Here is a 23,055-nt window from a genome sequence, read left to right as displayed (position 1 = left end):
GGGCCTCTCCGCGTTCCTAGATCTGGTGGGTCCAGGCGACGAAGAGCAGCGCCCCGGCCAGCGCGATCAGCAGCGTGACCGGGATCAGCCAGGGCGCGGGCCGCGCCCCGTCCAGGCCCCGGGTCAGGCGCTGGTGCACGGCGGCGATCCCGACCAGCGCGGCCAGGCCGGCGGCGGCCAGCGGCAGGCCGACGAGGAAGTGCGCCAGCCACGCGCCGGCCCGGGTCGGGCCGCCCCACGAGTTCGTGTACGGACCGGGGTCGACGATGCCGTACAGGACGCCACGCAGCACCATCAGCAGTTCGACGCCGAGCGGCACCAGGGCCGCGACGCCGAGCAGCAGGCTCAGCACTCCGTGGCCGGCGACGGCGACCGGGCCCGGTCGCCGTCCGGGGCCGGCGACCGGTGGCGCCCCGAGCAGCCCGGTGCGCAGAGCCCGCCACCGTGCGGCGGCGGTGTCGGACCGGCCCAGCGGGGCGGCCACCAACGCGACGAAGGCGACCGGGGCCAGCGCCGCGCAGTAGGCCAGGCTGCGGCCGGCGAGGCGGGCCGTCCGGTACGCCCGGGAGCGCGGTGACGGCTGGCGGGTGGCGGGGTCGGACATGGTGGTCATGGCATCTCCTCGGGTCGGGAAGCTGCCGTGACGCTATGAGCGGAGTGGGCCGTACCGGATCAACCCGAGGAGCCACTTCTCCCGTGGCTCCCAGGTAGCAGGAGCGCCGCCGGCGGCACCCCGGTACGACGAGAGGGGCGGTCCGCCGAAGCGGACCGCCCCTCTCTTGTCGCGTACGTCAGATCCGGGTGCCGGTGGCGGCGTGGAAGACGTGGCTCTGGCCGGCGCGCGGCTTGACGAACACGGTGTCGCCCATGTTCGGCATGTGGCGCCGGTCGGTGCGGACGACGAAGCGCTCGTTGAGGCCCTCGAGCGCGGCGTGGCCGTAGACGTTGGCGTCGGAGCCCAGGTCCTCGACCAGCTCGACCACGACCGGCATGCCGCCCTCGGTCGGGCTGACCATGTCGCAGTCCTCCGGGCGGAAGCCGACGGTCACCTTGCCGTCGCCGCCCTCGGCGCGGGCGGCCTCGACCTGCTCCCGGGTCAGCGGGATGTGCATCTCGGCGAAGGCGGCGCCCTGCTCGGTCAGCGGCACGGTCTTGATGTTCATCGCGGGGGAGCCGATGAAGCCGGCGACGAAGACGTTGGCCGGGGTGTCGTAGAGCGCCCGCGGGGTGTCCACCTGCTGGAGCACGCCGTCGAGCATGACCGCGACCCGGTGACCCATGGTCATGGCCTCGACCTGGTCGTGGGTGACGTAGACCGTGGTGATGCCCAGCTTGGCCTGCAGCGAGGCGATCTGGGTACGGGTCTGGACGCGGAGCTTGGCGTCGAGGTTCGACAGCGGCTCGTCCATGAGGAAGACCTGCGGCTCGCGGACGATGGCGCGGCCCATGGCGACCCGCTGACGCTGACCACCGGAGAGCGCCTTCGGCTTGCGGTTGAGGTACTCCTCCAGCTGGAGAAGCGCGGCCGCCTCCTTGACCCGCCGGTCGATCTCCGACTTCGAGGTCTTGCGCAGCTTGAGCGCGAACGCCATGTTCTCGTACACCGTCATGTGCGGGTAGAGGGCGTAGTTCTGGAAGACCATCGCGATGTCGCGGGCCTTCGGCGGCAGGTGGGTGACGTCGCGGTCGTCGATGTAGATCGCGCCGTCGTCGACGTCCTCGAGGCCGGCGAGCATCCGCAGGCTGGTGGACTTGCCGCAGCCCGACGGGCCGACCAGGACGAGGAACTCCCCGTCGCCGATCTGGAGGTCGAGCTGGTTGACCGCGGGGCGTTCGGTGCCCGGGTAGATCCGGGACGCCTTCGCGTAGGTGACCGTAGCCATGGTGAAGCGCTTCCTTTCACCGGCAGGAACGTGCCGGACGATCCGAGTGAAGGAGCGACCGGCGCCGTACGGTGCCGGCCAGCGGGCGTTGCCCGGGCAGCCGAGGCCAGCCGGACCGTCGTCCGTGCACTGCACGGTAAACGGGTTTTCCGACCCTGCCAAGACGAGGGGCAGCCGTTGGGACGGACGGCATTGCGCATTCCGGTCACGCGGGCACTCCCGGGCATCAACCTCACCGGTACTGGGCGGCTTCCGGCGTCGATCCGTCGGTGTCGGGGGTCGGGAAGTTGACGTTTCCCATGCTCGGGAGGCCTGCCGAGCGGGAAATTCGGACGCCAGTCGCTATGCTGACGACGGCACCGCTCGCCCCTGTAGCTCAGCTGGCCAGAGCACTCGCCTTGTAAGCGAGATGTCGCCGGTTCGACCCCGGCCGGGGGCTCCAATTCCATCAGGCGTTTCGTGGCGGTGGCCGCCGCGAGAAGGCCGGATGACAGCAACGCTGACAGCAACGCGCTTCATGACAGCCGCCCGTCGAGCTTGCCGAGCGCCTGGCGCATCGCGTCAAGGTTGGCGTGAGCGTAGACCTTGAGCGTGATCTTCACGTCGGCGTGCCGGGCGATGGCCTGGACGACGTGCGGCGGGACGCCCAGCTCCATCAACAGGGACACGACTGTGTGCCGCAGGTCGTGCAGGCGGACACCGGGTAGGCCGGCGGTCTCCCGGAGCCGGGCGAACGAGCGGCTGAGGTTGGTCGGCTCCATCGGGGTGCCCCGCTCGGAGGGGAACACCAAGCCGTGGTCTTTCCAGACCTCGGCGAGCGTGGCTCGCTCGGCTTGCTGGCGCTCCTGGTGCTCAAGCAGAGCGAGCCAGGTGATCTCGGGCAGCGGCAACACCGCCTCGGAGTCCTCGGTTTTGGCGTCCTGGACGTGGAGCAGTCCCGCCACCCGCTGGACGGTCTGCTGAACCCGCAGGGTGCCTTCGTCCAGGTCGACGTCCGACCAGCGGAGCCCGACCAGTTCACCGCGCCGAAGGCCCATCGTGGCGGCCACGACGTAGAGGGCGTGGAGGCGATGTCCGGCGGAGGCGGCGAGGATCTTGCGCACCTGGTCGACCGACAGCCCCTTGCCGACCTTGTAGCGGGGCGAGGGAATCCGGACGAGCTTGGCGACGTTGCGGGACACCAGCTCTTCGCGCATGGCGTGTTGGAGCGCGTTGCGCAGCACCGCGTGCACGAACTGAATCTGTCGAGAACTGGGGTAGTGCTGGCAGCAGCGGCCAACGGAGCAGCACCGCCGGTCAGCAGGGCGGATCTTGTCGAGGCCGTTAGTGCAGCAGAGGCACTTGCGCCGGAAGTCGTCCATGAACGCTTTGACGTGCTGGACCTGCAAGCTGTCGAGGCCTTTGGTGCCGAGTGCCGGGATCAGGTGCAGCCGGACGGCGCTCTCGTAGCCACGGGCGGTGGTGGGCTTGAGATCGGTGACGTACGCGGCTAGCCAATAGGGCAGGTAGTCGGCGAGCTTCCAGGCCCGGTCGGGTACGGGTATGCCGCGCTGGGATCTGGATTTCAGCTCGACGAGCTTGGCGTGTGCTTCCTCCCAGGTGGCCCCGTAAACGAACGTGCGTTTACGGGTGCCGTCGGTGGCGAGGACGTATGCCTGTCCGACCCAGCGACCGTCGCTGGACCGCTGGTAGATGGAGCCTTCGCCGTTGGGGTTCCGGCGGGCGTTGGTCTGACTGGGCTTGGGCTGTCTGGGCATCAGGCGGCTTCTTCCGTGAGCGTGGTGATGACTTCGTCGATGGCGGCGGCGGGGATGAGGCGGCGGCTGCCGACCTTGAAGGAGCGCAGTTGGCCGGAACGGATCAGGTCGTAGGTGAGTGAGCGGCCGATGCCGAGCGCTCGGGCGGCTTCCTCGACGCGCAGCACGCGAGGAGTGATCAGAGGGGCTTTGTCCAACGGTTGGCCTTCCTCGTGTGGCGGGACAGGGTCAGGCAGCAGCCGGCGCAGCATCGGCCGGGGCGGTGCCGAGTTCGTGGGCGAGTTCTTCGCGGCCGGTGGTTCGTCGCTCTCTGGCCATGGCGGCGGCGGTGTTGGCGAGGAGGGCGTCTCCGGTGGTGTGCCAGCCGACGCCGGCGAAGGTGAGGGTGCCGACGATGAGCGCCGTGTCCTCGTCGAGATGGGCGGTGGGTGGGCCGCCGGCGGCCGGGTGCTCGTGGGCCCGGTCCTCGTGCCGTCGGTACGCGATGCGGGTATCGCGCAGGAGTTGGAAGGTCACCGAGTAGCGGCGGCCCTTGGTGAGGAAGTGGCCGCCGAAGCCGAGCATGTGCGCCCAGCGCCGCAGCCGGGCGTACGGACTGGCCGTCGGTCTGCTGGCCGGTTGGGCGTCAAGGGTGGCTTGACGGTGGGCGATGCAGACGGGGCAGGCGGCGTAGCGGGTGTGGGTGCCGCAGTCGGGGCACTCCCAGCGGTCGACGAAGCCGGGCGCGGGCCGACGGTCGCGGGGCCGCTCGGACAAGGGCCGTGGCGTGCTGGTGGGTCGGCCGAGTCGCCAACACGCGTCGATGAGGCGGGCGGTGTGATCGCCGTCGGGGTCGGCGTAGTCCCCGATCGAGTCGGCGTCGAGCCTGACGGAACGGTGCCCGGTTACCTCGGTGCTCTTGGTGGCGTACTTGGCAAGGTATCCGGCGACCATGCCGTCGGTGACCTCACCGCTGCCGCTGGTGCTGATCGGCCGGACGTCGACCTGCTCGCCCCACCTGATGAGCCAGCCCTCGAGGCGGTCCGGGTGGGGCGGGGTGTGGAAGGCGATCTGGGCGGCGGCGTGCCGGAGCGCGTCGACGAGGTCGGCGACGGTGAACCCAGCCGGCGGTGGGACGACCGCATCGGGGTCGGAGGGGTCGACGCCGTCGAGGCGGGCGATGGCGTGGAAGTGCACCGCTCCCCGCGCTTGCAGTTCGGCGACCTTCCCGGGCGAGAGCCGGACCGGGGGGACCTTCCGCGTGTTCCCGGAGGCGGTGACAACTTCGACACGGGGGATGCCCCGGCGGCGGGCGAGCTTGGCCAGCCACCGTTCCGCGGCTTGCTTGGTGCGGTGCCACAACTCGCCGGAGAACAGGTTCCAGGCGACCTGGTGGTCGTGGTCGTAGCAGTCCAGGCACAGCGGCTGTCCGAGCACGGCGTCGCCGGGCTCGTGGCGTGCCCAGCAGACGGCGGGCCGGCCGTGGGGGCAGAGGCCGGCGGCCGGGTCGATGGCGCGGCGAGCGTGACACGGGTCAGGCCGGCAGTCGCACCGCTTCCGGTTGCCGCACGTGTGCCTGCGGACGACCCGGACGTGGACCGGCCCGAACGATGGAGCGGTGAAGGTCGCGAACACCGCCGGATGCGAAGCGACCGTCTCCGGGACGCCCTTGCCCCCGACCAGGCCGGCGCGCAGGAGCTGGAACGCGTCCCGCTGGTAGGTCTGCGCGCAGGACGGACAGACCGTTGCCCGACGGTTGCCGCAGGCGGTGTAGATCACCGAGTCGGGCATCCCGTCGGTGTGCCGCTGCTCCAAAATCCGGCCGGTCGAGGGATCGACGGTGAGCAGTTGGCCGGCGAGGCGGACGGGGCGGGTGCAGCCGGCGGCGGCGCGGACGTGTTCCAGCCAGCCGAAGTAGTCGGGTCGGGTGGCGCGTTGGAAGGCGGAGCCGGCGGCGGTGTAGTCGAAGACCGGGGGGATGGTGTCGGCGTTCGAGCCCACACCCCGGGCCGAGGCGCGGGGTGTGGGGTCCAGCGTCGACGCCATCAGGCCGCTACCTCGGTTGCGAGGGTGCGGGTGGTGATGGTGCGTTCGGTGACGATGACCCGGCAGGCGCCGCACTGGCGCTTGGCCGGCTCGTGCCGGTGACAGGGGATCTGGGTGACGGTGTCGCCGCAGCGGATGGTGACCGGTGCGCGGCAGGGTCCGCCGGGGGTGACGTCGACGAGCGTGCGGCGGATGTCGAACGGGTGCGTCTCGGTGTGAGCCGGGCAGGAGTGCATGACCTGCTCGATGTCGACGAGGTAGATGGTCATCGGGCACCACCGGCGATGGTGGTGAGGAGCTGCCCGGCCATGGCCGGGGCGACGTCGAGTCGGTCGGCCAGCTCGGCGGCGGTGATGGGTTGCCCGGTGGACTGTTCGTGTTGCACGGCAGCGAAGCGGGCGGTGGGCAGCAGGTGCGTCGGGACGGTGATGGGTTCCGGCTTGGGGGCCGGGGTGATGGCGGCCGGCGGTGCTGGCTCGGTGGTCTGCTTGGCCATCTGAACGCGGATCGGCTCAGCCGGCGCAGAGGCCGGCGGGGTGTCCTGCGGCCCGGCCGGTGCCGGGGCGAGGACGAGCTTGACCAAGGCCATGAACGCCAAAGCCGGGACGGCGGACAGGAGCCACCCGGAAGGGCCGGCCTTGGCGACCGCGAGTTGCGCGGCCAGGGAGAGGCTGGCGGCGGCGATGAGCAGGAACAGCGGGTAGCCGATCGGAGCGCCGGCCCGGCGGCGTCGGCGGATGGTCAACAGGGAGGCGATGGGAACGAGTTCGGAGATGACCGCGTTGGCCCAGCCGAACCATGCCCCGGTCCCGTCCGGGGAGTTGGCGAGCGTCCAGTCCTTGACGTGGGTGAACGAGGCCGCGCCAGCGAAGCCGGCGACAAGAAGAAGGATGAGGACCAGGGCGAAGCCCTCGATGCGAGGACCGGCTGCGTTCCGGTCAGTGCCGGTCATGGCCGGTCACCCCCTCAGGCGTGGAGGTGACGGCGCGCTGCTCGGCGAGCAGACCCACGAGGCCGACCCGGATGCTGTCGCAGGTGGCGCAGTGCTCGCCGTCGCCGGCGGTGCAGTCGGTGAGGTGGGCTTCCTGGATGAGCCGGATTGATTCGGCGTAGTAGCCGGACAGGAACCGTTCGAAGGACAGGGGGCCGCAGTCGGCGAAGTAGCCGGCGAGGGCCGTCACGGCGTAGTCGTCGGGAGTCATCCGCTCTTCGGCGGCAAGGTTTGCGGTGGTGGCGGTCATTGGGCACCTCCCGGGGTGCAGTCGAGGCAGGAGCCGGTCCGGCGCGGGATGTAGTAGGGCTTCACCCGCTGGCAGGTGCGGCAGGTGCGGCGGGCGCGAAGGGCCTTGGCGATGGCCTCCCGCTGGGCCGGCGTGGCGGTCCGCTTCGGGGCGGCGAGGTCGAGCCGGTAGAGGTAGGCGACGCGGCGTTGCGCCCGGTGCCGCCAGAGGATCTGAGCGACCGGGTCATGACCGCCGGGTCGAAGACCAGCGGCGCGCAGTTGCCGGCGGGCGGCCAGGCCGGCGGGCGCAGTCAGGTAGGGGAAGGTGGGGAACCCGTAGCGGGTGCCGGCCGGGTCGTAGAACTCGACCCGGATGCCGGTGCGCCCGGTCAGGGCGTCGAGGTCGTGGCTGCGAAGGTCGGTCATGACTGGCCTCCCCAGCGTTGCTGGGCGGCCTGCTTCGAGATGCCGAGGCGGGAGCCGATTTCGGCCCAGGAGTAGCCGAAGGCGTGGAGGCCGATGACGGCTTCGCCGATCGCGTCGTCGAGGTTGGCCGACAGGGCGACGAGGTCGCGGAGGGCTTCCACGTCTCCGGTGGCGACGCGGCGGCCGTGGGCGCGGACGATGCGGCGGGCGAAGGCCGCGAAGGCGTCGTTCTCGACGACATCCCGACGCCGCCGGGATCGCGGGAGGTGCGTCAAGGCGTGCTTGACGGTGCTCATCGGTTCTCGCCTCCCTGCTGGTGGAGGCGGTCCCATTCCTCAGCGGCTCCCTTAAGAGCCGTGATGACCTGCTCGGCGGTGCAGAGCGGGTCGTCGTTCCAGGAGTAGGGGGAGGTGTGTTCGTCGATGCAGTAGCCGTCGTCGTCGAACAGGTGGATGGGGTAGTGGTCGTCGAGGTAGTCGACCAGGACGGCGATGGCGTCGAGGTAGGGGTGCCGGTCGTCGGGGTCGAGGTCGGAGAAATGGTTGACCCGGTGTCCGGCGCAGGCGATGCCGATCGCACCGACGGCGCAGGCCGGCGGCGTGGGGTGCTCGGCGGGGACGTCGGTGGCGTAGTAGGTGCCCTGGGTCCAGCCGTGCCGGCGCAGGTAGAGGGCAGCCATCCGCAGCAGGTCAGCAGAGGTGACCTGCCCGGTGGTGGGTGGGTTTTGGGTAGCCTTCATGGCAGCCACGTCCTTTCAGTGGGCTGTGGTGGGTGGTCGGCGGAACCGGGTTTGCTTTCCAGGGCTTGTGCCGGTTCCGTCGGCCGTTTCTTGATGCGGGTCAGCAGCCGGGGCAGTGCCGTTTGCCGCTGCCGGTGGTGCCGCGCAGGGCGGCGAGGATGAGCGCCGCGATGGCCAGGAGGCCGGCGATGAGAGCGGCGTTGTCGACGAGGAACGCCACCAGGTGGCCGACGAGGTAGACGAGCGCTACGGCCAGGCCGATGACGACGACGGCGGCCGTGACGGTGGCCGCGATGACGATGCGGCGGCGGGTGCGTCGCCGTTGCGTGTGCTGGACGCGGTTGGTGATGTGCGTGCGCAGCGAGGTGACCCGCACCGGCGGGGTGGCCGTGGTGGTGTCGTCGACGAGTCGGACGACGACGCGGACGCGCGGGTCGGTGGGCGAGACGGACCGGGGTGCGGTCACCGCGACCAGGGTTCCGGCGGTGTGGTGGTTGCGGATGACGTTGGCGACCTGCTCAGGCAGGCCGATCAGGGTCGTGTCGCGGTAGCCGATGGTGCTCATGCGGCGATCTCCCAATCCGTGCGGCTGCCGGTCGCGTCGGCAGGCTTGGTGAGGTTGGCGGGTCGGCGGATCCAGGTGGCGTAGTCGGCGATGCCGGCGATCTGCGCGTCGGTGAGGTAGGCGACCTTGATGCGGCGGGGGATGCCGCCTTCGGCGATGAGGTAGGCCGCGCCCTGGTTGGTGGGCTGGATGTCGGTTGCCGTGTAGCCCTGCTCGGCCCAGCCGTGACCCAGCACGATGTTCGAGCTGTTCGGAGTGGTGCAGCGGAAGGCGGCGCGGTAGCCGAACAGGTCCCGCAGCGAGGTCGGGATGATGTCGAACGACGGCCGCTGAGTCGCGGCCACCACGGGGATGCCGGCGGCCCGACCCCGGGCCACGAGGTCACGCAGGAGGGCGACGAACTCCTCTTGCTCCTGCTTCGAACCGACGGTGGCGGAGTAGAAGGCGATCTCGTCGACCAGCACGGTGATGACGGACAGCCCGTCAAGGGCAGTCACCTTGCGGCGGCCGTGGGCGCGGAGCCAGGCGTAGCGGTTGTTCATCACGACCTGCAGCCGTCGCAGGACGGTCAGGGCGTCGGTGATGTTGGGGCCGATGAACGCGTCGGCACAGTCTTCCCACTGGCCGAGTTCGACGAGCTTGCCGTCCAGCAGGACCAGGCGGGAGTCGACGCTGAGGGCGGCGTGGGCGGCGATGGTGTTGAGCAGGCCGGATTTGCCTCCGCCGGGTTCTCCGCCTGCGAGGAGGTTGCGGTAGGCGAGGGTGATGTAGACGGGCTGACCGAACTCGTCGATGCCGACGAAGATGGGGTCGAACATCGACAGGCCAGGCCCCACCGGCACCCCCGCAGCAGGGGCAGTGGTGGCGGTCATGGAAGCCCTCCTTCGGGCGATGGGTGGACGCGAGGAACCACACGAACGAGCCGAAGCAGCCCCTCGCATCCGGGTTGGGTGTGGGTCAGATCCAGTCGGAGATGTCGTCGTCCGGCACGGACGACGAGGTCGCCGCGGGCTTGCTGCCGTTGGCGGTGGCCGGCGGCTTCTTCTGCGTCGGCAGGGTGACGGTGGGGACGTCGACGTCGGGCAGGTCCAGGGCGGTCGGCACGGTGGCCGCGATCCGCTCGGCTGCCGGGATCTCGGGGTCGATGACGTCGACCAGCGGCGAGGCGACCGTGGCGGTGAGGACCTCGCGGCGTTTGATGTCGAACCGCAGATAGGCGGCGTTGCCGTCCGAGGCCCGCTCGACCAGAACGGTGGAGGCGTGGCAGGCGACCGCGATGCGGTCGAGACGGCCTTCCAGGTCCGCCATGGCCAGGCCGGGGCGCAGGTAGACCCAGACCCGCTCACCGACCGGGGTGGGTTTGGCCCACAGGATGAGCGGCAGGCTGCCGGACTGGTTGGCGATGATGAACTGCGCGAAGCACACGCGCAGCCGGTGCCTGACGACGAAGCACCAGGTCCAGGCCACCAGTTGGTGGCGGGTGGCCGGGATGGCGGCGGGGACGCCGACGACCAGGGCGACAACCGCGAGAGTCACCAGCATCGGCGTGCGGTTGACGATCTGCACCCAGCCGAAGCCGAAGACGGTGGTGATGCCGACTTCCGGGGTCCACCACCACAGCAGCCGCAGCACCGGCCAGATCCGCACCAGCACCCAGACCAGACCGCCCAGCGGTGCGCCGATGAGGGCGCCGGCGAACAGGGCGAGGATCGGGTGGATGTAGGAAGCGGCCACCACGGCCGCGAGCAGGCCGACGATGACCGCCGTCAGGATGAACGCCAGCCGGGCGTTCCGCGCCGAGGAACGGTGAACCTTGGCCTCGATGACCGTCACCGTCCCGCTGGACTTCCGCCCGAAGGGACGGCGAGGGCTAGACTTGGACACGACGAGTCCTCCCTTGCACGAGGGTGGATGAGTTGGAGGGCACGGGGTCGGCAGATGTAGGAGTCGGACCGACCCCGCGCCAGCTCTTGCAGGGTGTGAGTGTGACCACCGGTCGTGGTCACCAGGCCGGGAGCGTAGGAGTCGGAACCACTCCCGGACTGCGTGTTCAGTTGGATGGGTCAGCGGACCTCAGCCGCTTCGGATGCTGTTGACACCAGTGGCAGGCACAGCACTGCGAGCGGGACCTACTTGGCCGCCGAGGTACCCGTCTTCGGCTTCAGCGTGGTGGCACGGAACGCGACGCCGTTGCGCCCGTTGGTCGCCCACGGAATGGCCTCCAACTGCTCGACAGCGACGAGCTGACCCACCGTCACGTCCGGCTTCTCACCCGCCGTGGTGATGGTGATGATCTCGCCGCCAGTGTTGTCGAGAACGAAGACCTGGGTTGACCACATGGGCCGGCCCGTTCCCTTCTCCGACTTCTGGATGCCGTTCGGGTCGTTCTTCGGCGCGGGGTCCTTCGTCGCCTGGAACTGCTTGCCCTCGGTGTTCACGAACAGCTTCACAACAGACCTCCTGTGTCTAGGCGCATCCCTTGTTGGATGACTGCCTTGCGGTCAAAGTACCAACTCAGTTGGTACTACGCCAGGCCTTCGCCGGAATTCCTCCGGTGTTTCACTGACACCCACAACGATCGCCTTGACTGTCCTATAGCGACAGGTGTCACTGCGGTGACAGGTCTAAGTCCCCTCGCCATGTCCCCTCGGCCGGGGTGATACTGGCTGCATGGCTGACATCGCTGCCGACCTTGACCGACCGGTCTGGGCAACCAGGCTGAGGGCCGAGCGCACAGCCCGGGGGTGGTCTCAGGGAGAGGCCGTGCGCGCGATGCGGGCACATGCCACCGAGCAGCTTCCCGCCGATAGCACCCTGCTCCGGAACTGGAAGAGGTGGGAGGCAGGCAGCTCCGAGCCCGACGGCTTTTACAAGGCGCTCATCGCGAAGACGTTCGGCACAGTTACCGCAGCATTCTTCCCACCCGCGACACCCAGGGAAGCTGATGCGGAACTGATCGCGGGCACTGGCATGGAGACGGTTGAGATCCTCGCCCGTCTGCGCAGCTCCGACGTCTCAAGCGCCACGCTTGAAGCGCTACGGATAACTGCTGACCGCCTGTGCTGCGAGTACCCCTACATGACGTCAGAACAGCTACGGGTAGAGGGCCGAGCGTGGCTGCGTCGGATCACCGCCCTGATGGATCGCCGGCTAACGCTCGTCCAGCACCAGGAGGTGCTAACCCTCGCAGGCTGGGTCGCGTTGCTCGTCGGCTGCGTCGAGTACGACATGGGGCTCAAGCGCATCGCCGAAGGCACCCGCAAGGCTGCATTGACGCTTGGCGAAGAAGCGGGTAACGCCGCCATCTCGGGCTGGGCCTACGAGATGCGGGCCTGGTACGCACTGACGCAGGGCGACTATCGAGGCGTTATCGCGGCCGCCGAGGCTGGCGAGGCAGTCGCGGCCAATGACGGGGCGGCCGTGCAACTGACAGCACAGCGCGCCAAGGCATGGGCGCGGCTTGGCGACAGGCGACAGGTAGAAACGGCGCTGGACAAGGGCCGAACACTGCTTGAATCTTTGCCGTATCCCGAGGACACCGACCACCACTTCGTGGTCGACCCAGCCAAGTTCGACTTCTACGCCATGGACTGCTACCGCCTTGCAGGAGAGGACCGCCTCGCGGAGATGTACGCCCGCGAGGTCATCCGCTCCTCGACAGCGCCGGACGGGACCGAGCGGAAGCCGATGCGCAACGCCGAAGCCCGGATCACCCTCGGCGTGGTGGCGGCCAGGGCGGGAGACCTTGAGCGCGCAGTTTCCTACGGCCGGCGGGCACTAGAAGGAGACCGCAAGTCGCTGCCGTCACTTCTGATGTGTTCGAAGGAGTTGGCGACCCTGCTGCGGGAGCGGTACCCGAGGGAACCGGAGGCCGTCTCGTACCTCGACGAGGTTCGAGCCCTCAGCGCGAGCTGACCCCGTCGTCGCTCCCGCCTTCGGTTGTTTGGCTTGGGCGACCGCCGACGCCAGGGCGGGGACGGCTCTCATGCCACGACACGACCCGGCTCGGGCGCCACATGTGAGTGCGCCCGACCGTCGCATCCGGCTCCGGCATCTGACCCCGCTTCCGGTAGTTCGTCACGGTCGCGACCTTGACGCCGAGGTACGCGGCGACGTCGGATGTTGTCCACCACTCCGCAGTTGTGTCCGGGCCAGCTCCCACGGCTTCATTCTGGCATCAAGGGCCGCATGGGAGTCGACGCCGGCTGACGGCGATAGCTACGAAGCCCGTAGAGGCATATGTTGGCCGTGTATGGGACCAGGGGAGGGACCAGCTCTGCCAGGTCGTCGAGCGGCGGCTAGCAAGTCGGCATTGGTCCGTTCGCCGCGTCATTGGCCGTGGGTGGTTCTCTCGCTCGTAGCCGTGCTGTGTACCGGGATCGTGGCGGTGCCGGTGTCGTGGGCTGTTCTTCGGCAGGCCGAGGCAGAGCGCGGGGAGGCGACGCCGGACGCGGCGGTGAACGTGTACGTGCTCCAGATGCGCAGCGGAGAGGAAATCGGCCTGTCGCGGGTGCTGGTCGCCGGGCGTCATGACGAGCTGCTACGGCAGTGGCGTCAGTACCGCGGCGAGATGGAACGCGGCAACCTGCCGTCGAAGCTGGAGACGGTCGGACCGATCGAGGTCGAGGACCAGGACGACGACCGCGCGACGGTGACCGTCCAGGTCCACGCAATCTGGTGGAACGAACAGGCCAACCTCAGCGGCGAAGCCCACCCGTGGCGGTTCGAGACCCGCCGAGACGCCGGCGGCTGGCGGGTGTGGGCGGCCGAGCTGCCGCCGTGGTGCGGTGTGCACGTCCGGGCAGACGCGTGCCGTTGAGCGCTGCCGGCCGGCGGCCGGAATAGCTAGTGAGCCCGCCGGCGGTTGGCCTCCTGTTGGACAGCCTCCGTGAGATCACGCCAGGTGCCAGCCGATGTCTTCATCATCCGGTCGACCATCTTCCGAGCGGATCCTTCGTCGGTGAAGTCGTAGGAGACCTGCAGCCCGCCGTCACCACCATGGCGGCCACGCACCTTCCAGAGCCGGCCGTCCGAGAGCAGCCAGATGTCCCGCCGGGCCATGCGGCCCCAGCTCCCGTTCCACCAGCGACCACGTACCTCCACCCGCAGGAGCCTACTCGAACACGCGTTCGATTCCGGTCGATTGCTGGTTTGTCTGGTCCTCGTGACGGGACGGACGGGAAGCCATACCGCCGCTATGTGGAGCTTGGCTACGTCGGCCCGCAGGCCGCCCGCTAGCGGTACACCGTCTTCTCCTCCCTCATCACCGGCCGCATCGCCGTGGTGGAGATCGACCGCATCGAGGACTTCGGCGGCGGCCAGCGCGCCATCGTCGGCCGCGTCCTCGCCCCGGGCCACCCGGTGCACGACGCGCTCATCGACCAGCCCGGCCTGGGCCACTACCGCAACCCGATGACCTACCCCGACCACCCGGCCGACCACCAGCGCACCTGTGCCTGCGGCTGTGGCGAGGGGTCGCCGGCAGCCGGATCTTCCTACCCGGCCACGACCAGCGCGCCATCCACACAAGGATCTCCGCCAAGTGGGGCGACACCCTCGCCTTCATCAACTGGTTCGATGAGACCTACGGCGCGCCGCACGACGGAGCCGGCTCCATCCCGACCAGGCGCACGGAGGCGCACTGACCTGACCGTCAGCGACACTCGCGGCACAGCAGTTCCGCCCTGGCCACCCCCGTACTCGACGCTGCCGAAGGCGGTCCGGCGCGGCATGCCGGTCACGTGGACGGATCCGGCCAGGCGAGTGACACGATGCCGGCACCGTCGCGGATACGGGACTGGGCTGCAACCTGGACCGGCGGGTCTGTTGTAGGCCGGAGGTGCCCGCCGCGGGTTGCGGCGCCTTAGCTCCTCCAAGGCGCATACGACCGACGTTAGGGGGTAGTCGGCTGCGTTCGTGAGACATCGCCGGGATCAAGGGGGACCCGACATGGTGGCGACCCACACTGACGGCTTCGTACAGGTTCCCAATTCGACGAATCGAGGCAACCTCGCCGGGGGGCGCGCGTACCCGCTGCTCTCGGTGCCCAAAATCGCGATACGGCGGATTAGGCCTCAGCTTCCTCCAGGCGTAACCCCGGGCTTGCAGATTGTCATGGTGGCTGGCAGGACGGTTCCGGCGCGCGTGTCGTTCGACCTGCAGAGCAATGCTGCAGGAGGACATTACAGCTGGGCGCGGGAGATCGCCGACAGGTGCCAGGCCGATGTTTGGATCATGGAAGTGCAGGGCCACGGCGCGTCCAGCCGGCCAGGCCCGATGTCCGACCCATGCAACATCCTAAAGGTTGACCAGCAAAGTGCGTTCGGGCAGGTGTTATGCGAGCCGCCGAGCTGGACTGGGAATTGCGGCAGCTCGGATTCCGAGTGGCAGGAACTCGACGCCGTTGTCGACCACGTCCGAAGCGAGACCCTCCGGGACGACCCGTCCTGGGCCTCTCGGTTCACCGGGCGGGTCGTTCTGATCGGCTACTCGGCTGGAGCCAATGTCGTTGGCCCATACGCCATGCAGCATCCGGAGAAGGTGTGGGGTCTTCTGCTGCTCGCACCGATCTTCCCGCCCGACGGCCCCTCAGACAGGCCAGGCCCGCCAGCAGACCCAGTAGTTGCGCCGGATCCCACCTGTACGGAGAAGTTCTACGGCGCCCCGATGGGAGTCCTGACCAACCAACCAAAGGGCGCTTTTTGGCCGACGCTGGGACCGAACGCTTCCTGCCCGGAGCCGCCGCGCAACGAAGCCGTCATTGACGATATATGGAACGCAATGATGCAGGACGAGCCCGGCTCTGGCTTGGTCCCAGGGCACCAAATTTACCGGTGGCCGACTCGGTACTGGTGGGGCTGGAACCAGTCCCTCGTGAGCGCAGATCCGCGTCTCGGAAAAGAACCGGTGGGTGGTGCCCTCGTCACCGATGTCGGCATCCCCGTACTCATCATCGCCGGGCTGCGGGACGGGACCATTCGTGCGAAGAAGGATCTCACTGACGGCCGAGGGGCATTTTCGGTCGACAGCCTCTACGAAGCCATTGCCGGACGAGGCAAAGCAATGATGTACGACATCGAATGTGGCTCGCACCTTATCATGTGGCAAGAGCCATATCGCCACAAACTTCACGACCTGTCCATCGAGTGGCTGACCGGCTTCGCCAACTATGTCGGTCCCGCACGGCTCGCCCCCACGCCTAGCAACCCCGGCGCTAGCAACCCCGCCTTTAGGCCGGTAAGTCTTCCCCATGGCGGGTCGGGACGATACTTCGTCCCCCGGAATGGTGGCCGGCCCCGAGAATGGAATGGACACGTTCTCGTAGACAGCCGGCCTCGAAGAGATCCAATCATTGTTCGGCCAAACGGATGATCACGCTAAACCGCGGCTGTCGGCACCCGCGGGCGAAGGATGAGCCCGTCGTCACCGGCGGTTTCCTGTCGGCCCGGCGGGTCCGCGACGGCAGAGACCCGGACACGCCATGGAGTGAGCGGAACTCCTGACGCCGGTGGTGCAGGTTCCTCGCCGGCCTGCCGAAGTTGCTGCACGGCGGCCGTTCAGCCTGACAATCGGTGCAACATTGCGCACTGGCCACCTCCGTGACCGCAAGCCCGGCCTGAACCTCCAACACGGCCCGATACCGCTGTTCGGTCACGCTCATCTCCACCAGCACTCGGCGGAGTGTCACGCAGGTCCTGATACCGATGTGTCACGCAGGTCCCGAGACCGGACACGCTGGCTGCCGCCGGCTGCCGGCGGTTGGTTCAAAGTTTCTGTACGTCTTCAAGGCGGCCCGCAACGGGCCGCACGCGCCGCCGCCTGGGCGCGCGGCCTGCACTCCGCTGGCGCTCCGCTCCGGCCACGGCAGGACGGCCCGCGGCTGGCGCGGAAGCGGGGAAGCCCGGGTGGGCCGCCGCAGACCGACAGGCTGTTGAGTGGCGTCGGTGGGCGGGCAGCCGGCCGGGGCGCGGCCGCCATGCACCGCCGCGCCGTAGCGCGAGTCACCGCCGGCCGTGGTGGGGATGCGGCGCGGAGGATGCGGGGCCGCCCCTCCAGCGTCAAGGGCGCTTCGCATCGCTACGCGACGGCCCTGCCGGGCCGCCCTTGACCCCGGAGCCTCTGCGACCCCTCGGGCGGCTATTGCCGGCAGGCCAGGGGCCTGCCCGGGGTACACGCGCCGCATCCCCACCACGGCCTTGTGGCCTCGCTCGGACCCACAGCAACGTCAAGTTCTCGTTGACCCCGGCAAGGCGCTAGCAAGACCTGCGGCCGCGACATGGTCAGAAGTCCCAGTCCCCTCTGGACAGAAGCCGGAAGCCGCTATTACAGAAGTCACGGCTGCGCGAGAGTGCGTTGTAAAGCGCAACCTTCCAGCTGTTTACCCCGGCCTTGCTTCGTTCACTGACTGCTTCGACGCGTAACATTGTCGCCAGGCCCTGCTCGCCGCCGTTGTACTCGTATTGGTAGTGGAAGGCACCAGCTCGGCCGGTAAGCTCATCGAAAGCCTCGCTCTCAAAGCATTCGTTAAGTTTCAGGGCCGTAAAGTGGTATTCCAAGTTGTCAACCACGGGATCTACCAAGCCATTCGGCCGGTCGATCCGATACTTGACGAACACCGACGAGTCAATCACGACGTCAGCAACGAGGAGTTCGATGTCAGGCAGCAGATCATAGTATGCATGAATAAACCTTCTGCCCAACTCGTCGCCGAGTTTGTCGGCCTTCTCGTGATTGCAGTATGGGCATACCGGGACCAGGTTTCGTGACAGTGCACTGAACTCCGGGTACACCGCCTTGGGAAGATAGTGATCTAACGTGGCCACATCACGGTGGCCGCACATCGGGCACTTCTTGTTCGGGGCTGCCGCCAGCAACTGGGCGCGCAGTGGGTGAAAAGGGCGGCCAGAGTCGAGAAGGTCGTAGTTGCCTTTTAGTGCTAGCCTCTCCTCCTTGGTTACCTTCAAAGCGGAGTCCTTGGAGGGTTTCTGGTAGTGGCGGTCATAATCAGAGTATGCGGCAAGCACTCTCGCAGATATTGCCGCCAGTATCGATCGCGCTTGAGGAGACCGACGCGTGCACATGGTCCGGAAGTCTTTCCAGTCATCGCGTGCGGGAGGGGCGAGAGAGTGCATAAACCTACCCGATCGACCGGCGGACGTTTTCTATGTAAGCCCTAGCGGGCAGACTCAAGGGATTGCCGAAAAGCTCCTCTATTTCAGTCAGCGTGTGGCTCTGCGCCAACTCCCGCAGTATTGAGTGATGGTCAGTGGCAGAAGTGTTTAGATTGAAGACGTTCTTCGTAAGGAAGCCGACGTTCTCGCCGAAGGTCTCCTCCGTCGGCCGTTCAACAACTGTGACTGAGTCGAACCGCCGCATGATAGTCACGTACCGGCGTGGAACCTCTTGCAGTACTACTGGCGAATGAGTAGCGATCACTCCGTATGAGTCGTAGATATCGAGGGCAGTGTTGATACCGCGGAGCAATGCAGCCAAGAGTGGCGGATGCAGATGAGACTCCGGTTCGTCAATCAGAACAAGCGAACGGAGGCCCAGGTGAGCCACAAGCTGAACAGCGATGTTGAGAACGATCTTGTGACCCGTGCTCAGGCGCGTGAATACGTCTGGCACGAAGTTTGGATCATGTATCGAGTGCAGATCAACCCCGAGCCGAAGGAACGAGGACTCATTTAGGACGTTTGCGAGAACATCTTTGAGCGGCTCTCCACGAGAAGGATGTCGTGTTGCGGCGAGTGCGGCCTCAAAGTCCTCGGTGATCTCTTGGATGGACTTCAAACGGTCAGGTTTGTCGCCCTCCGGACTACCATCATCGCTCTCGTCGTTGTCAGCATCATCTTCCGCAAAGCTACGTAGGCCGGCGTATACATAGCCAAAGATTTCACCACGACGCCCCAGCTGCTCACGTTCCTCTTCGTGGCCGCCTGGCACATCGAAAGTATCAAAGGCGCTATAAGAGACGGCGATTACGGAACTAAACCGGAAGTCATGTGATTCGACGAAGGCCCCGTTCTCGCTGACGAAATCAGCCTCACCCCTAGTCTTCAAACCAGCATGAGCCACTTGGGCCAGATTTGCCAGAAGTCGTGTCTTGCCGCTCCCGTTGTACCCGATTAAGGCGTTGATTCGGCCGGGTATCTCAGGCACTTCGTTGAATACAAGAGGCACCTGAAACTGGTTTCCGCCTACTGAGGTTTGGAACCGGATAGATACAGCTTCGCCGGCGGTGCTGGTGGTCGTCGCGCGAAAGAGTGGGGCAGCATCACTAATTGCTCGAACAGAACTGCCGAAGCGTTCCAGCGAATCCTTGAAGCCTCGGTGGGCAAGGAATGGCTCGGCTATTCCAGGCTCATACACGATATCACGCAAGCCAGTGAGGATTGCTGGGTAATACCGGTCGCCTAATTGCTTGAGAGTCTGGTAGTAGGACAGCGACTGGCCAAGAGAGCAGTACGAGTCGCCGAGCTCGTTGAAGGGCGAAGCGGGCATTGGCGTAGCACCCGAAGTCTGGCTGTCCTTCAGGATCTTTACGGCACCGATCTCAGTTAACCGGTTTCGATCTAGAGCTATTAGCAATGTGTAGGTCGTCTTGAAGCCGTAGTCGTCCCAGTTGTCCCAGTAAAGGAGGCCGGCAGGGTACTCCAGGGCTGATGGTGTGCTCCGGTAGTCTTCGATGACGTAGAACTTCAAAGGACTTCACCGCTCGGAGGCTGTGGCGCGGTGCCAATAGGTCTAGCCGCGCTTGCAGTTTGTTTGAAGGGACGCTCTGCCGTGGGCGCAGGCATCTAGAGCATCCTTGGGAAAGGCCGATAACTATGCTGATTCGCATACGCAGAGGCCGAAGCTAGCTTCACGCCGCCTCGGCCTCTGCTCATCAAGTTGTAGTAGCAGTCTCAGCAACCCGCCCCGGCTAGCTGAACCTTGAACCTAGCCGGGCGCCAATCATTCGGCACCGTCAGGTGCGTCTTGGGACGCGTTTGCGCGTCCATCGTGTCATACAGCATGCCGATGCTGGCCGATGCGCCGACATTGGAATCGTCATCAGTTGGGTTGGACGAAGGAGGGTAATCGACCTGGCCTATCTCCATAAAGACAAAGCCGTACGGCTTTGCGGATGGCCGATGTACTGCAACGATGACGGGTGGTTTCGTCTCATTAACTATTCGTGAAAAGACTTCGGTAACGGGCTCGTCGTCGTAGGCGACGACCACCGTTGTGCCCGATACGTACCCGTTTCGAACCATGTAAGAGCGAAAGTCGGGATCACGCAGCCGCTGAGCTAGATCGAATGCGGCGCTACGTTCGTCGATGCTACGCGCTGTCATCGTTCCACCTCCGCAAATTCTCTTCCCAGTTATCTTGCATCATTGCTACCGCTTCGGCATAGCTCCTATCGACCACGTCCCAGGCTCCATCCGTAGGAATCACTTGCAGTTCAAGATCTTCTGCGGCCTCTGACTGTGACGATCTCGTGTACTGACGGAGCCTCACCGACCCACCCTCCTGGAGGATCTGAGCCACCTTCATCCACTGGCCATCAGCCCGGATGCTCTGTGTAACGCTGAAGTCGACGATATGGTCTCGATAGGTACGACACGCGACATACAGCTCTTGACCGGGCTTTGGCAGCCGGAAGGGGAGGGTGTGTACCTGGCATGCCTTGGCGGGTGGGGGGCTGTATCGGCGCTGTAGCGGCACTACTGACATCTCAGCCTCCCCCTCCCCATGATGGCCTTGAGCCCCGGTCACCATGCACCTCCAAGGTAGGCCGACCCCCCGACAGTCGTAGCTGTGAGGATACTGACCGCTGCTCTCAGTTAGAAGGCCTGGACCGTCCAAGATGGCTGGTCAGAGGTCCACTCACCATGCCGGACAGTGGTCGACTACGCCACATCTGTCGGCTACCCGACAGTAGAGAACCGAGTTTGCCCTTCATGTGCACGCACGACGGGGCCATTAGCGGGGACCAGGGCCGGCTCGCCCTCTCTAGCTGGTTCGGGCGGATCCGGAACTGGGTGGTTCCGTCCTCCACTTCCACGTGGTCGGGAGCAGTGCTAACGACAAGGATCTGGTCCTCCTGCTGACCGACGACATTGCACCTCACGAACGCCGGCCGGGGCAGAGAATCGCCAGGAAGGATGTGGTCATCCACGAAGAAGACTGGCATCTTGTCGACGAAGAACCAGGTTCGTCCGTCGGCGTCGACCAGGCGCACACGGACCCACCCCGGCCAGTCTTCGTCGACCCATGCAATCGCCTCGCAGCGCAGCAACCCGGCGGACCTCATCACCAGGCTGATCCTGCGAGGTCGGTCACCTGTGTGGCGGCGCGCGGCTGTCTGGGGCACACAGGGGGCACGAGACACTGTCGAACATTGTCGATCAGTGAGTAGCCCTGGCAGCCTGCGACGCCGTGTGAGCAGATGTCGAGCACCGTCCCGCTGGTGAACCGATCACGGCTCGCAGTTCCGCTTCAGCTCATCAACTTGTAGGCAGCTGTGTGCTGCCAGCTGGCATGACCTCCAGGCCGTGGGCAATGGCGTACGCGGTCACGATCTCGGCGGCGAGTCGGCCACGCACTCCGACCGGCAGCCCTTGCTCTCGGGCCCAAGCGCGGATGGCTGGGCCGGAAGCTGGCAGCGGTGAGCTGGTCGTGTTGTCGACTTTCGCTCTGGGGCTCGGCTGAGCGGGCACGGGGGCAGTTGTTGTTTGGGCACGGATCCCCGCCTCGGTCTCTGCCGCCTGGATGTAGAGGACCAGCTCGGCGAAGACATGCGGTGTGACAATTCGGGTCTTGAACTGACGGGCTGCCTCGGCCTTGGTCGTGTAGGGGTCGGCTCCGTCGGTGACGAGGACGGCGGTCCTGCGGGACACGGTGCCGGTCACGCGGAGGCCGGCGGCTTGGGCTCGGCCTTCCAGGCGGGCGCGTAGAAGTTCGTCGCATCCGGTGAAGGCGACGCCATCGCCGATGCGTAGGGGTTGGCCGTGAGGCCATGAGTTCGGCAGGGGCCTGCAATCTTTGCCGCGCTCCTCGGCGAGGGCGACGCGTGCTTCGTCGAGGACTGCCTTGACGATCCCGTCGGTGAATCCGAGGGTGGCCGCGGTGGCAAGGAGCTCTTGGCGTTCGTCTCGCGTGACCTTGCCGTCCTCGATGACTTTGTGCGCGAGCGCCAGCAGGAACCCGCGGTGTGCCGCGTCGACCTGGTCCCGGGATAGTGAGTAGGTCTTGGCGAGGCTCGCGAGGGACGCTGCTTCATCGTCAGTCAGCACGCCGTCTTCTAGCACCTCAGCGAGCAGTTCGAGGTAGGCGGTCGCGCTGGCCGGTGCGCCTTCCTCGACAGCGGCGGACAGGGAAAGGTCGTCGAGGAGGGCGGAGAGCGCGCCTGCCTGCGCCGGCACAGGGGCAGGGCCCGTCGTGCTTCTCGGCGCCACGTCAACGGGGTGGCGCGGAACCGGAGGCCACACGACTCGCGTGGCGTGGGCGGGTAGGTGCAAGTGGTCAGGCTGCGGACGACATCCGGAGTTCGGGTCGAGGTACGACGACAGCAGAGTTGCAGTTGCACGAGCGTCGCCCAGTGCCGAGTGGGCGTTGTCGAGACGGATGCCAGTGGCCCAGCAGCAGTCAGATAGGCGCCGGCGACCCAGCGTTGGCAGGTAGGTCCAGCTGGCGTCCAGCGTGCACAGGTGCGGGCACGCGGGCATGGTCCATCCTGCTCGCTCATACTCCGTTTGTAGGAACCCGAGGTCGAAGCGTGCGTTGTGGGCAACTAGCGCCCGACCGGCGAGGCGGGCGTTCATTTCGCCGATGAGATCCGTGAAACGGGGTGCTCGCCTGACGTCGGCGGCGGTGATGCCATGGATCTTGGTTGCGCCGACCGGACCGTCTGGGTTCACCAGCGTCGTCCACTCATCGACGATCCGGCCGACTGGGTCGGTCGAGATCACAGCAATTTCGACTACGCGGTCTCTGGAGGTGACCAAGCCGGTGGTCTCGACATCGATCACGGCGAACCCGCCCAACGGCGGGGACCAGGAGGTTGCGGGCTCGGCGGAGCTCGGCCGCTGTGCTTGACCATGGTGTGGTCCGCCGGGCAGGCGCCGACGAATCGCATCCAAGATTCCCACTGCAAACCCCCGTCTTCGCGAAGCCGTATGGTCCGGCACGCGTCCACAACCTGCAAGGGCCGACCGGCCCACGGTCGGATTCCGGACAGCTCATGGGGCGCCGGCAGGGGCACGGACACGCGAAGGTTGGCATGCGGAGCGGGAGCCTACCGCGGAACTCTTGCCGAGAGACTGGTCCGCCCACTTTGACTTCAACGTCTGACGTGGCCGTTGCTACGAAGCCACGCACCGGAGGATCGCGCCGCAGCGCGGACGCATCCGCAGCCAGAGCCAAGGCGTTGGATGAACGCTTTTCATCTA

24 protein-coding genes and 1 tRNA gene are annotated in these 23,055 nt (G+C 66.9%); 4 read left to right on the top strand and 21 right to left on the bottom strand.

The features are described from left to right. Positions 1-16: 16 nt before the first annotated feature. Positions 17-613, bottom strand: a complete 597-nt coding sequence (locus EV384_RS01810) for a hypothetical protein (protein WP_130329495.1) — start codon at positions 611-613, stop codon at positions 17-19. Positions 614-791: 178 nt separating this feature from the next. Continuing rightward, positions 792-1,883 (bottom strand): ABC transporter ATP-binding protein, encoded by a 1,092-nt coding sequence (locus tag EV384_RS01805; RefSeq protein WP_130329493.1) that lies wholly within the window; start codon positions 1,881-1,883, stop codon positions 792-794. A gap of 365 nt (positions 1,884-2,248) precedes the next feature. Between EV384_RS01805 and EV384_RS01800 the strand changes: the two genes are divergently transcribed. Then, a tRNA-Thr gene (locus EV384_RS01800) sits at positions 2,249-2,325 on the top strand. A 73-nt stretch (positions 2,326-2,398) separates the two neighbouring features. Here EV384_RS01800 and EV384_RS01795 read toward each other — a convergent pair. The 13 genes from EV384_RS01795 to EV384_RS01735 all read right to left on the bottom strand — a co-directional run bounded on the left by EV384_RS01795 (position 2,399) and on the right by EV384_RS01735 (position 11,067). After that, entirely contained in the window at positions 2,399-3,640 is a 1,242-nt protein-coding gene (locus tag EV384_RS01795) for a tyrosine-type recombinase/integrase (RefSeq protein ID WP_130329491.1), read from the bottom strand. Further along, positions 3,640-3,807 (bottom strand): helix-turn-helix domain-containing protein, encoded by a 168-nt coding sequence (locus EV384_RS01790; protein ID WP_242623904.1) that lies wholly within the window; start codon positions 3,805-3,807, stop codon positions 3,640-3,642. Before EV384_RS01790 ends, EV384_RS01795 begins: the two co-directional genes overlap by 1 nt. Before the next feature lie 61 nt (positions 3,808-3,868). Then, positions 3,869-5,665, bottom strand: a complete 1,797-nt coding sequence (locus EV384_RS01785) for a replication initiator (protein ID WP_130329487.1) — start codon at positions 5,663-5,665, stop codon at positions 3,869-3,871. Next, positions 5,665-5,934, bottom strand: coding sequence for a hypothetical protein (locus EV384_RS01780; RefSeq protein WP_130329485.1), 270 nt, complete (start codon positions 5,932-5,934; stop codon positions 5,665-5,667). The genes EV384_RS01785 and EV384_RS01780 overlap by 1 nt, the downstream gene beginning before the upstream one ends. Then, positions 5,931-6,617: a hypothetical protein gene (locus EV384_RS01775; RefSeq protein WP_130329483.1), complete on the bottom strand. Its 687-nt coding sequence runs from the start codon at positions 6,615-6,617 to the stop codon at positions 5,931-5,933. Before EV384_RS01775 ends, EV384_RS01780 begins: the two co-directional genes overlap by 4 nt. Continuing rightward, positions 6,604-6,906, bottom strand: a complete 303-nt coding sequence (locus tag EV384_RS01770) for a hypothetical protein (RefSeq protein ID WP_130329481.1) — start codon at positions 6,904-6,906, stop codon at positions 6,604-6,606. The genes EV384_RS01775 and EV384_RS01770 overlap by 14 nt, the downstream gene beginning before the upstream one ends. Next, entirely contained in the window at positions 6,903-7,313 is a 411-nt protein-coding gene (locus tag EV384_RS01765) for an RRQRL motif-containing zinc-binding protein (RefSeq protein ID WP_130329479.1), read from the bottom strand. Before EV384_RS01765 ends, EV384_RS01770 begins: the two co-directional genes overlap by 4 nt. After that, positions 7,310-7,609 carry a hypothetical protein gene (locus tag EV384_RS01760; protein WP_130329477.1) on the bottom strand — a complete coding sequence of 100 codons (300 nt, stop codon included), beginning with the start codon at positions 7,607-7,609 and terminating at the stop codon, positions 7,310-7,312. The genes EV384_RS01765 and EV384_RS01760 overlap by 4 nt, the downstream gene beginning before the upstream one ends. After that, on the bottom strand, positions 7,606-8,052 hold the full coding sequence (locus EV384_RS01755; protein WP_130329475.1) for a DUF6197 family protein: 447 nt from the start codon (positions 8,050-8,052) through the stop codon (positions 7,606-7,608). The genes EV384_RS01760 and EV384_RS01755 overlap by 4 nt, the downstream gene beginning before the upstream one ends. 100 nt (positions 8,053-8,152) lie before the next feature. Next, complete coding sequence (locus EV384_RS01750) at positions 8,153-8,617, bottom strand: hypothetical protein (RefSeq protein ID WP_130329473.1); 465 nt, start codon at positions 8,615-8,617, stop codon at positions 8,153-8,155. Next, complete coding sequence (locus tag EV384_RS01745) at positions 8,614-9,489, bottom strand: FtsK/SpoIIIE domain-containing protein (protein ID WP_130329471.1); 876 nt, start codon at positions 9,487-9,489, stop codon at positions 8,614-8,616. The genes EV384_RS01750 and EV384_RS01745 overlap by 4 nt, the downstream gene beginning before the upstream one ends. Before the next feature lie 85 nt (positions 9,490-9,574). Continuing rightward, positions 9,575-10,501 (bottom strand): hypothetical protein, encoded by a 927-nt coding sequence (locus tag EV384_RS01740; protein ID WP_242623903.1) that lies wholly within the window; start codon positions 10,499-10,501, stop codon positions 9,575-9,577. A gap of 245 nt (positions 10,502-10,746) precedes the next feature. Next, positions 10,747-11,067, bottom strand: a complete 321-nt coding sequence (locus tag EV384_RS01735; RefSeq protein WP_130329469.1) for a hypothetical protein — start codon at positions 11,065-11,067, stop codon at positions 10,747-10,749. Positions 11,068-11,287: 220 nt separating this feature from the next. Between EV384_RS01735 and EV384_RS01730 the strand changes: the two genes are divergently transcribed. After that, positions 11,288-12,532, top strand: a complete 1,245-nt coding sequence (locus EV384_RS01730; RefSeq protein WP_242623902.1) for an NsdA family TPR-like regulatory protein — start codon at positions 11,288-11,290, stop codon at positions 12,530-12,532. Here EV384_RS01730 and EV384_RS37175 read toward each other — a convergent pair. Continuing rightward, complete coding sequence (locus tag EV384_RS37175) at positions 12,519-12,779, bottom strand: helix-turn-helix transcriptional regulator (RefSeq protein WP_130329467.1); 261 nt, start codon at positions 12,777-12,779, stop codon at positions 12,519-12,521. The genes EV384_RS01730 and EV384_RS37175 overlap by 14 nt on opposite strands. A gap of 201 nt (positions 12,780-12,980) precedes the next feature. Between EV384_RS37175 and EV384_RS01720 the strand changes: the two genes are divergently transcribed. Beyond that, a complete protein-coding gene (locus tag EV384_RS01720) occupies positions 12,981-13,436 on the top strand; it encodes a hypothetical protein (protein WP_130329465.1) in 456 nt (151 codons plus the stop codon). Between the two features lie 26 nt (positions 13,437-13,462). Here the strand turns inward: EV384_RS01720 and EV384_RS01715 are convergent, their stop codons facing one another. Further along, positions 13,463-14,059: a hypothetical protein gene (locus EV384_RS01715; RefSeq protein WP_130329463.1), complete on the bottom strand. Its 597-nt coding sequence runs from the start codon at positions 14,057-14,059 to the stop codon at positions 13,463-13,465. Between the two features lie 702 nt (positions 14,060-14,761). Here EV384_RS01715 and EV384_RS01710 point away from each other — a divergent pair. After that, positions 14,762-15,988: an alpha/beta fold hydrolase gene (locus EV384_RS01710; RefSeq protein ID WP_207232216.1), complete on the top strand. Its 1,227-nt coding sequence runs from the start codon at positions 14,762-14,764 to the stop codon at positions 15,986-15,988. A gap of 908 nt (positions 15,989-16,896) precedes the next feature. Here EV384_RS01710 and EV384_RS01705 read toward each other — a convergent pair. From EV384_RS01705 to EV384_RS01690, 4 genes are all read right to left on the bottom strand, one after another. Continuing rightward, a complete protein-coding gene (locus EV384_RS01705; RefSeq protein WP_130329458.1) occupies positions 16,897-17,580 on the bottom strand; it encodes an HNH endonuclease in 684 nt (227 codons plus the stop codon). A 172-nt stretch (positions 17,581-17,752) separates the two neighbouring features. After that, the gene (locus EV384_RS01700; protein WP_130329456.1) at positions 17,753-19,321 is read right to left on the bottom strand and encodes an AAA family ATPase; all 1,569 of its coding nucleotides are present in this window, start codon (positions 19,319-19,321) and stop codon (positions 17,753-17,755) included. A gap of 203 nt (positions 19,322-19,524) precedes the next feature. After that, positions 19,525-19,956 (bottom strand): hypothetical protein, encoded by a 432-nt coding sequence (locus tag EV384_RS01695; protein ID WP_130329454.1) that lies wholly within the window; start codon positions 19,954-19,956, stop codon positions 19,525-19,527. Positions 19,957-21,111: 1,155 nt separating this feature from the next. Then, positions 21,112-22,635 carry an exonuclease domain-containing protein gene (locus EV384_RS01690; RefSeq protein WP_165439849.1) on the bottom strand — a complete coding sequence of 508 codons (1,524 nt, stop codon included), beginning with the start codon at positions 22,633-22,635 and terminating at the stop codon, positions 21,112-21,114. Positions 22,636-23,055: the final 420 nt, after the last annotated feature.

Source organism: Micromonospora kangleipakensis (assembly GCF_004217615.1).
Classification (GTDB): domain Bacteria; phylum Actinomycetota; class Actinomycetes; order Mycobacteriales; family Micromonosporaceae; genus Micromonospora; species Micromonospora kangleipakensis.
This window is presented reverse-complemented; position numbering and strand designations above follow the sequence as displayed.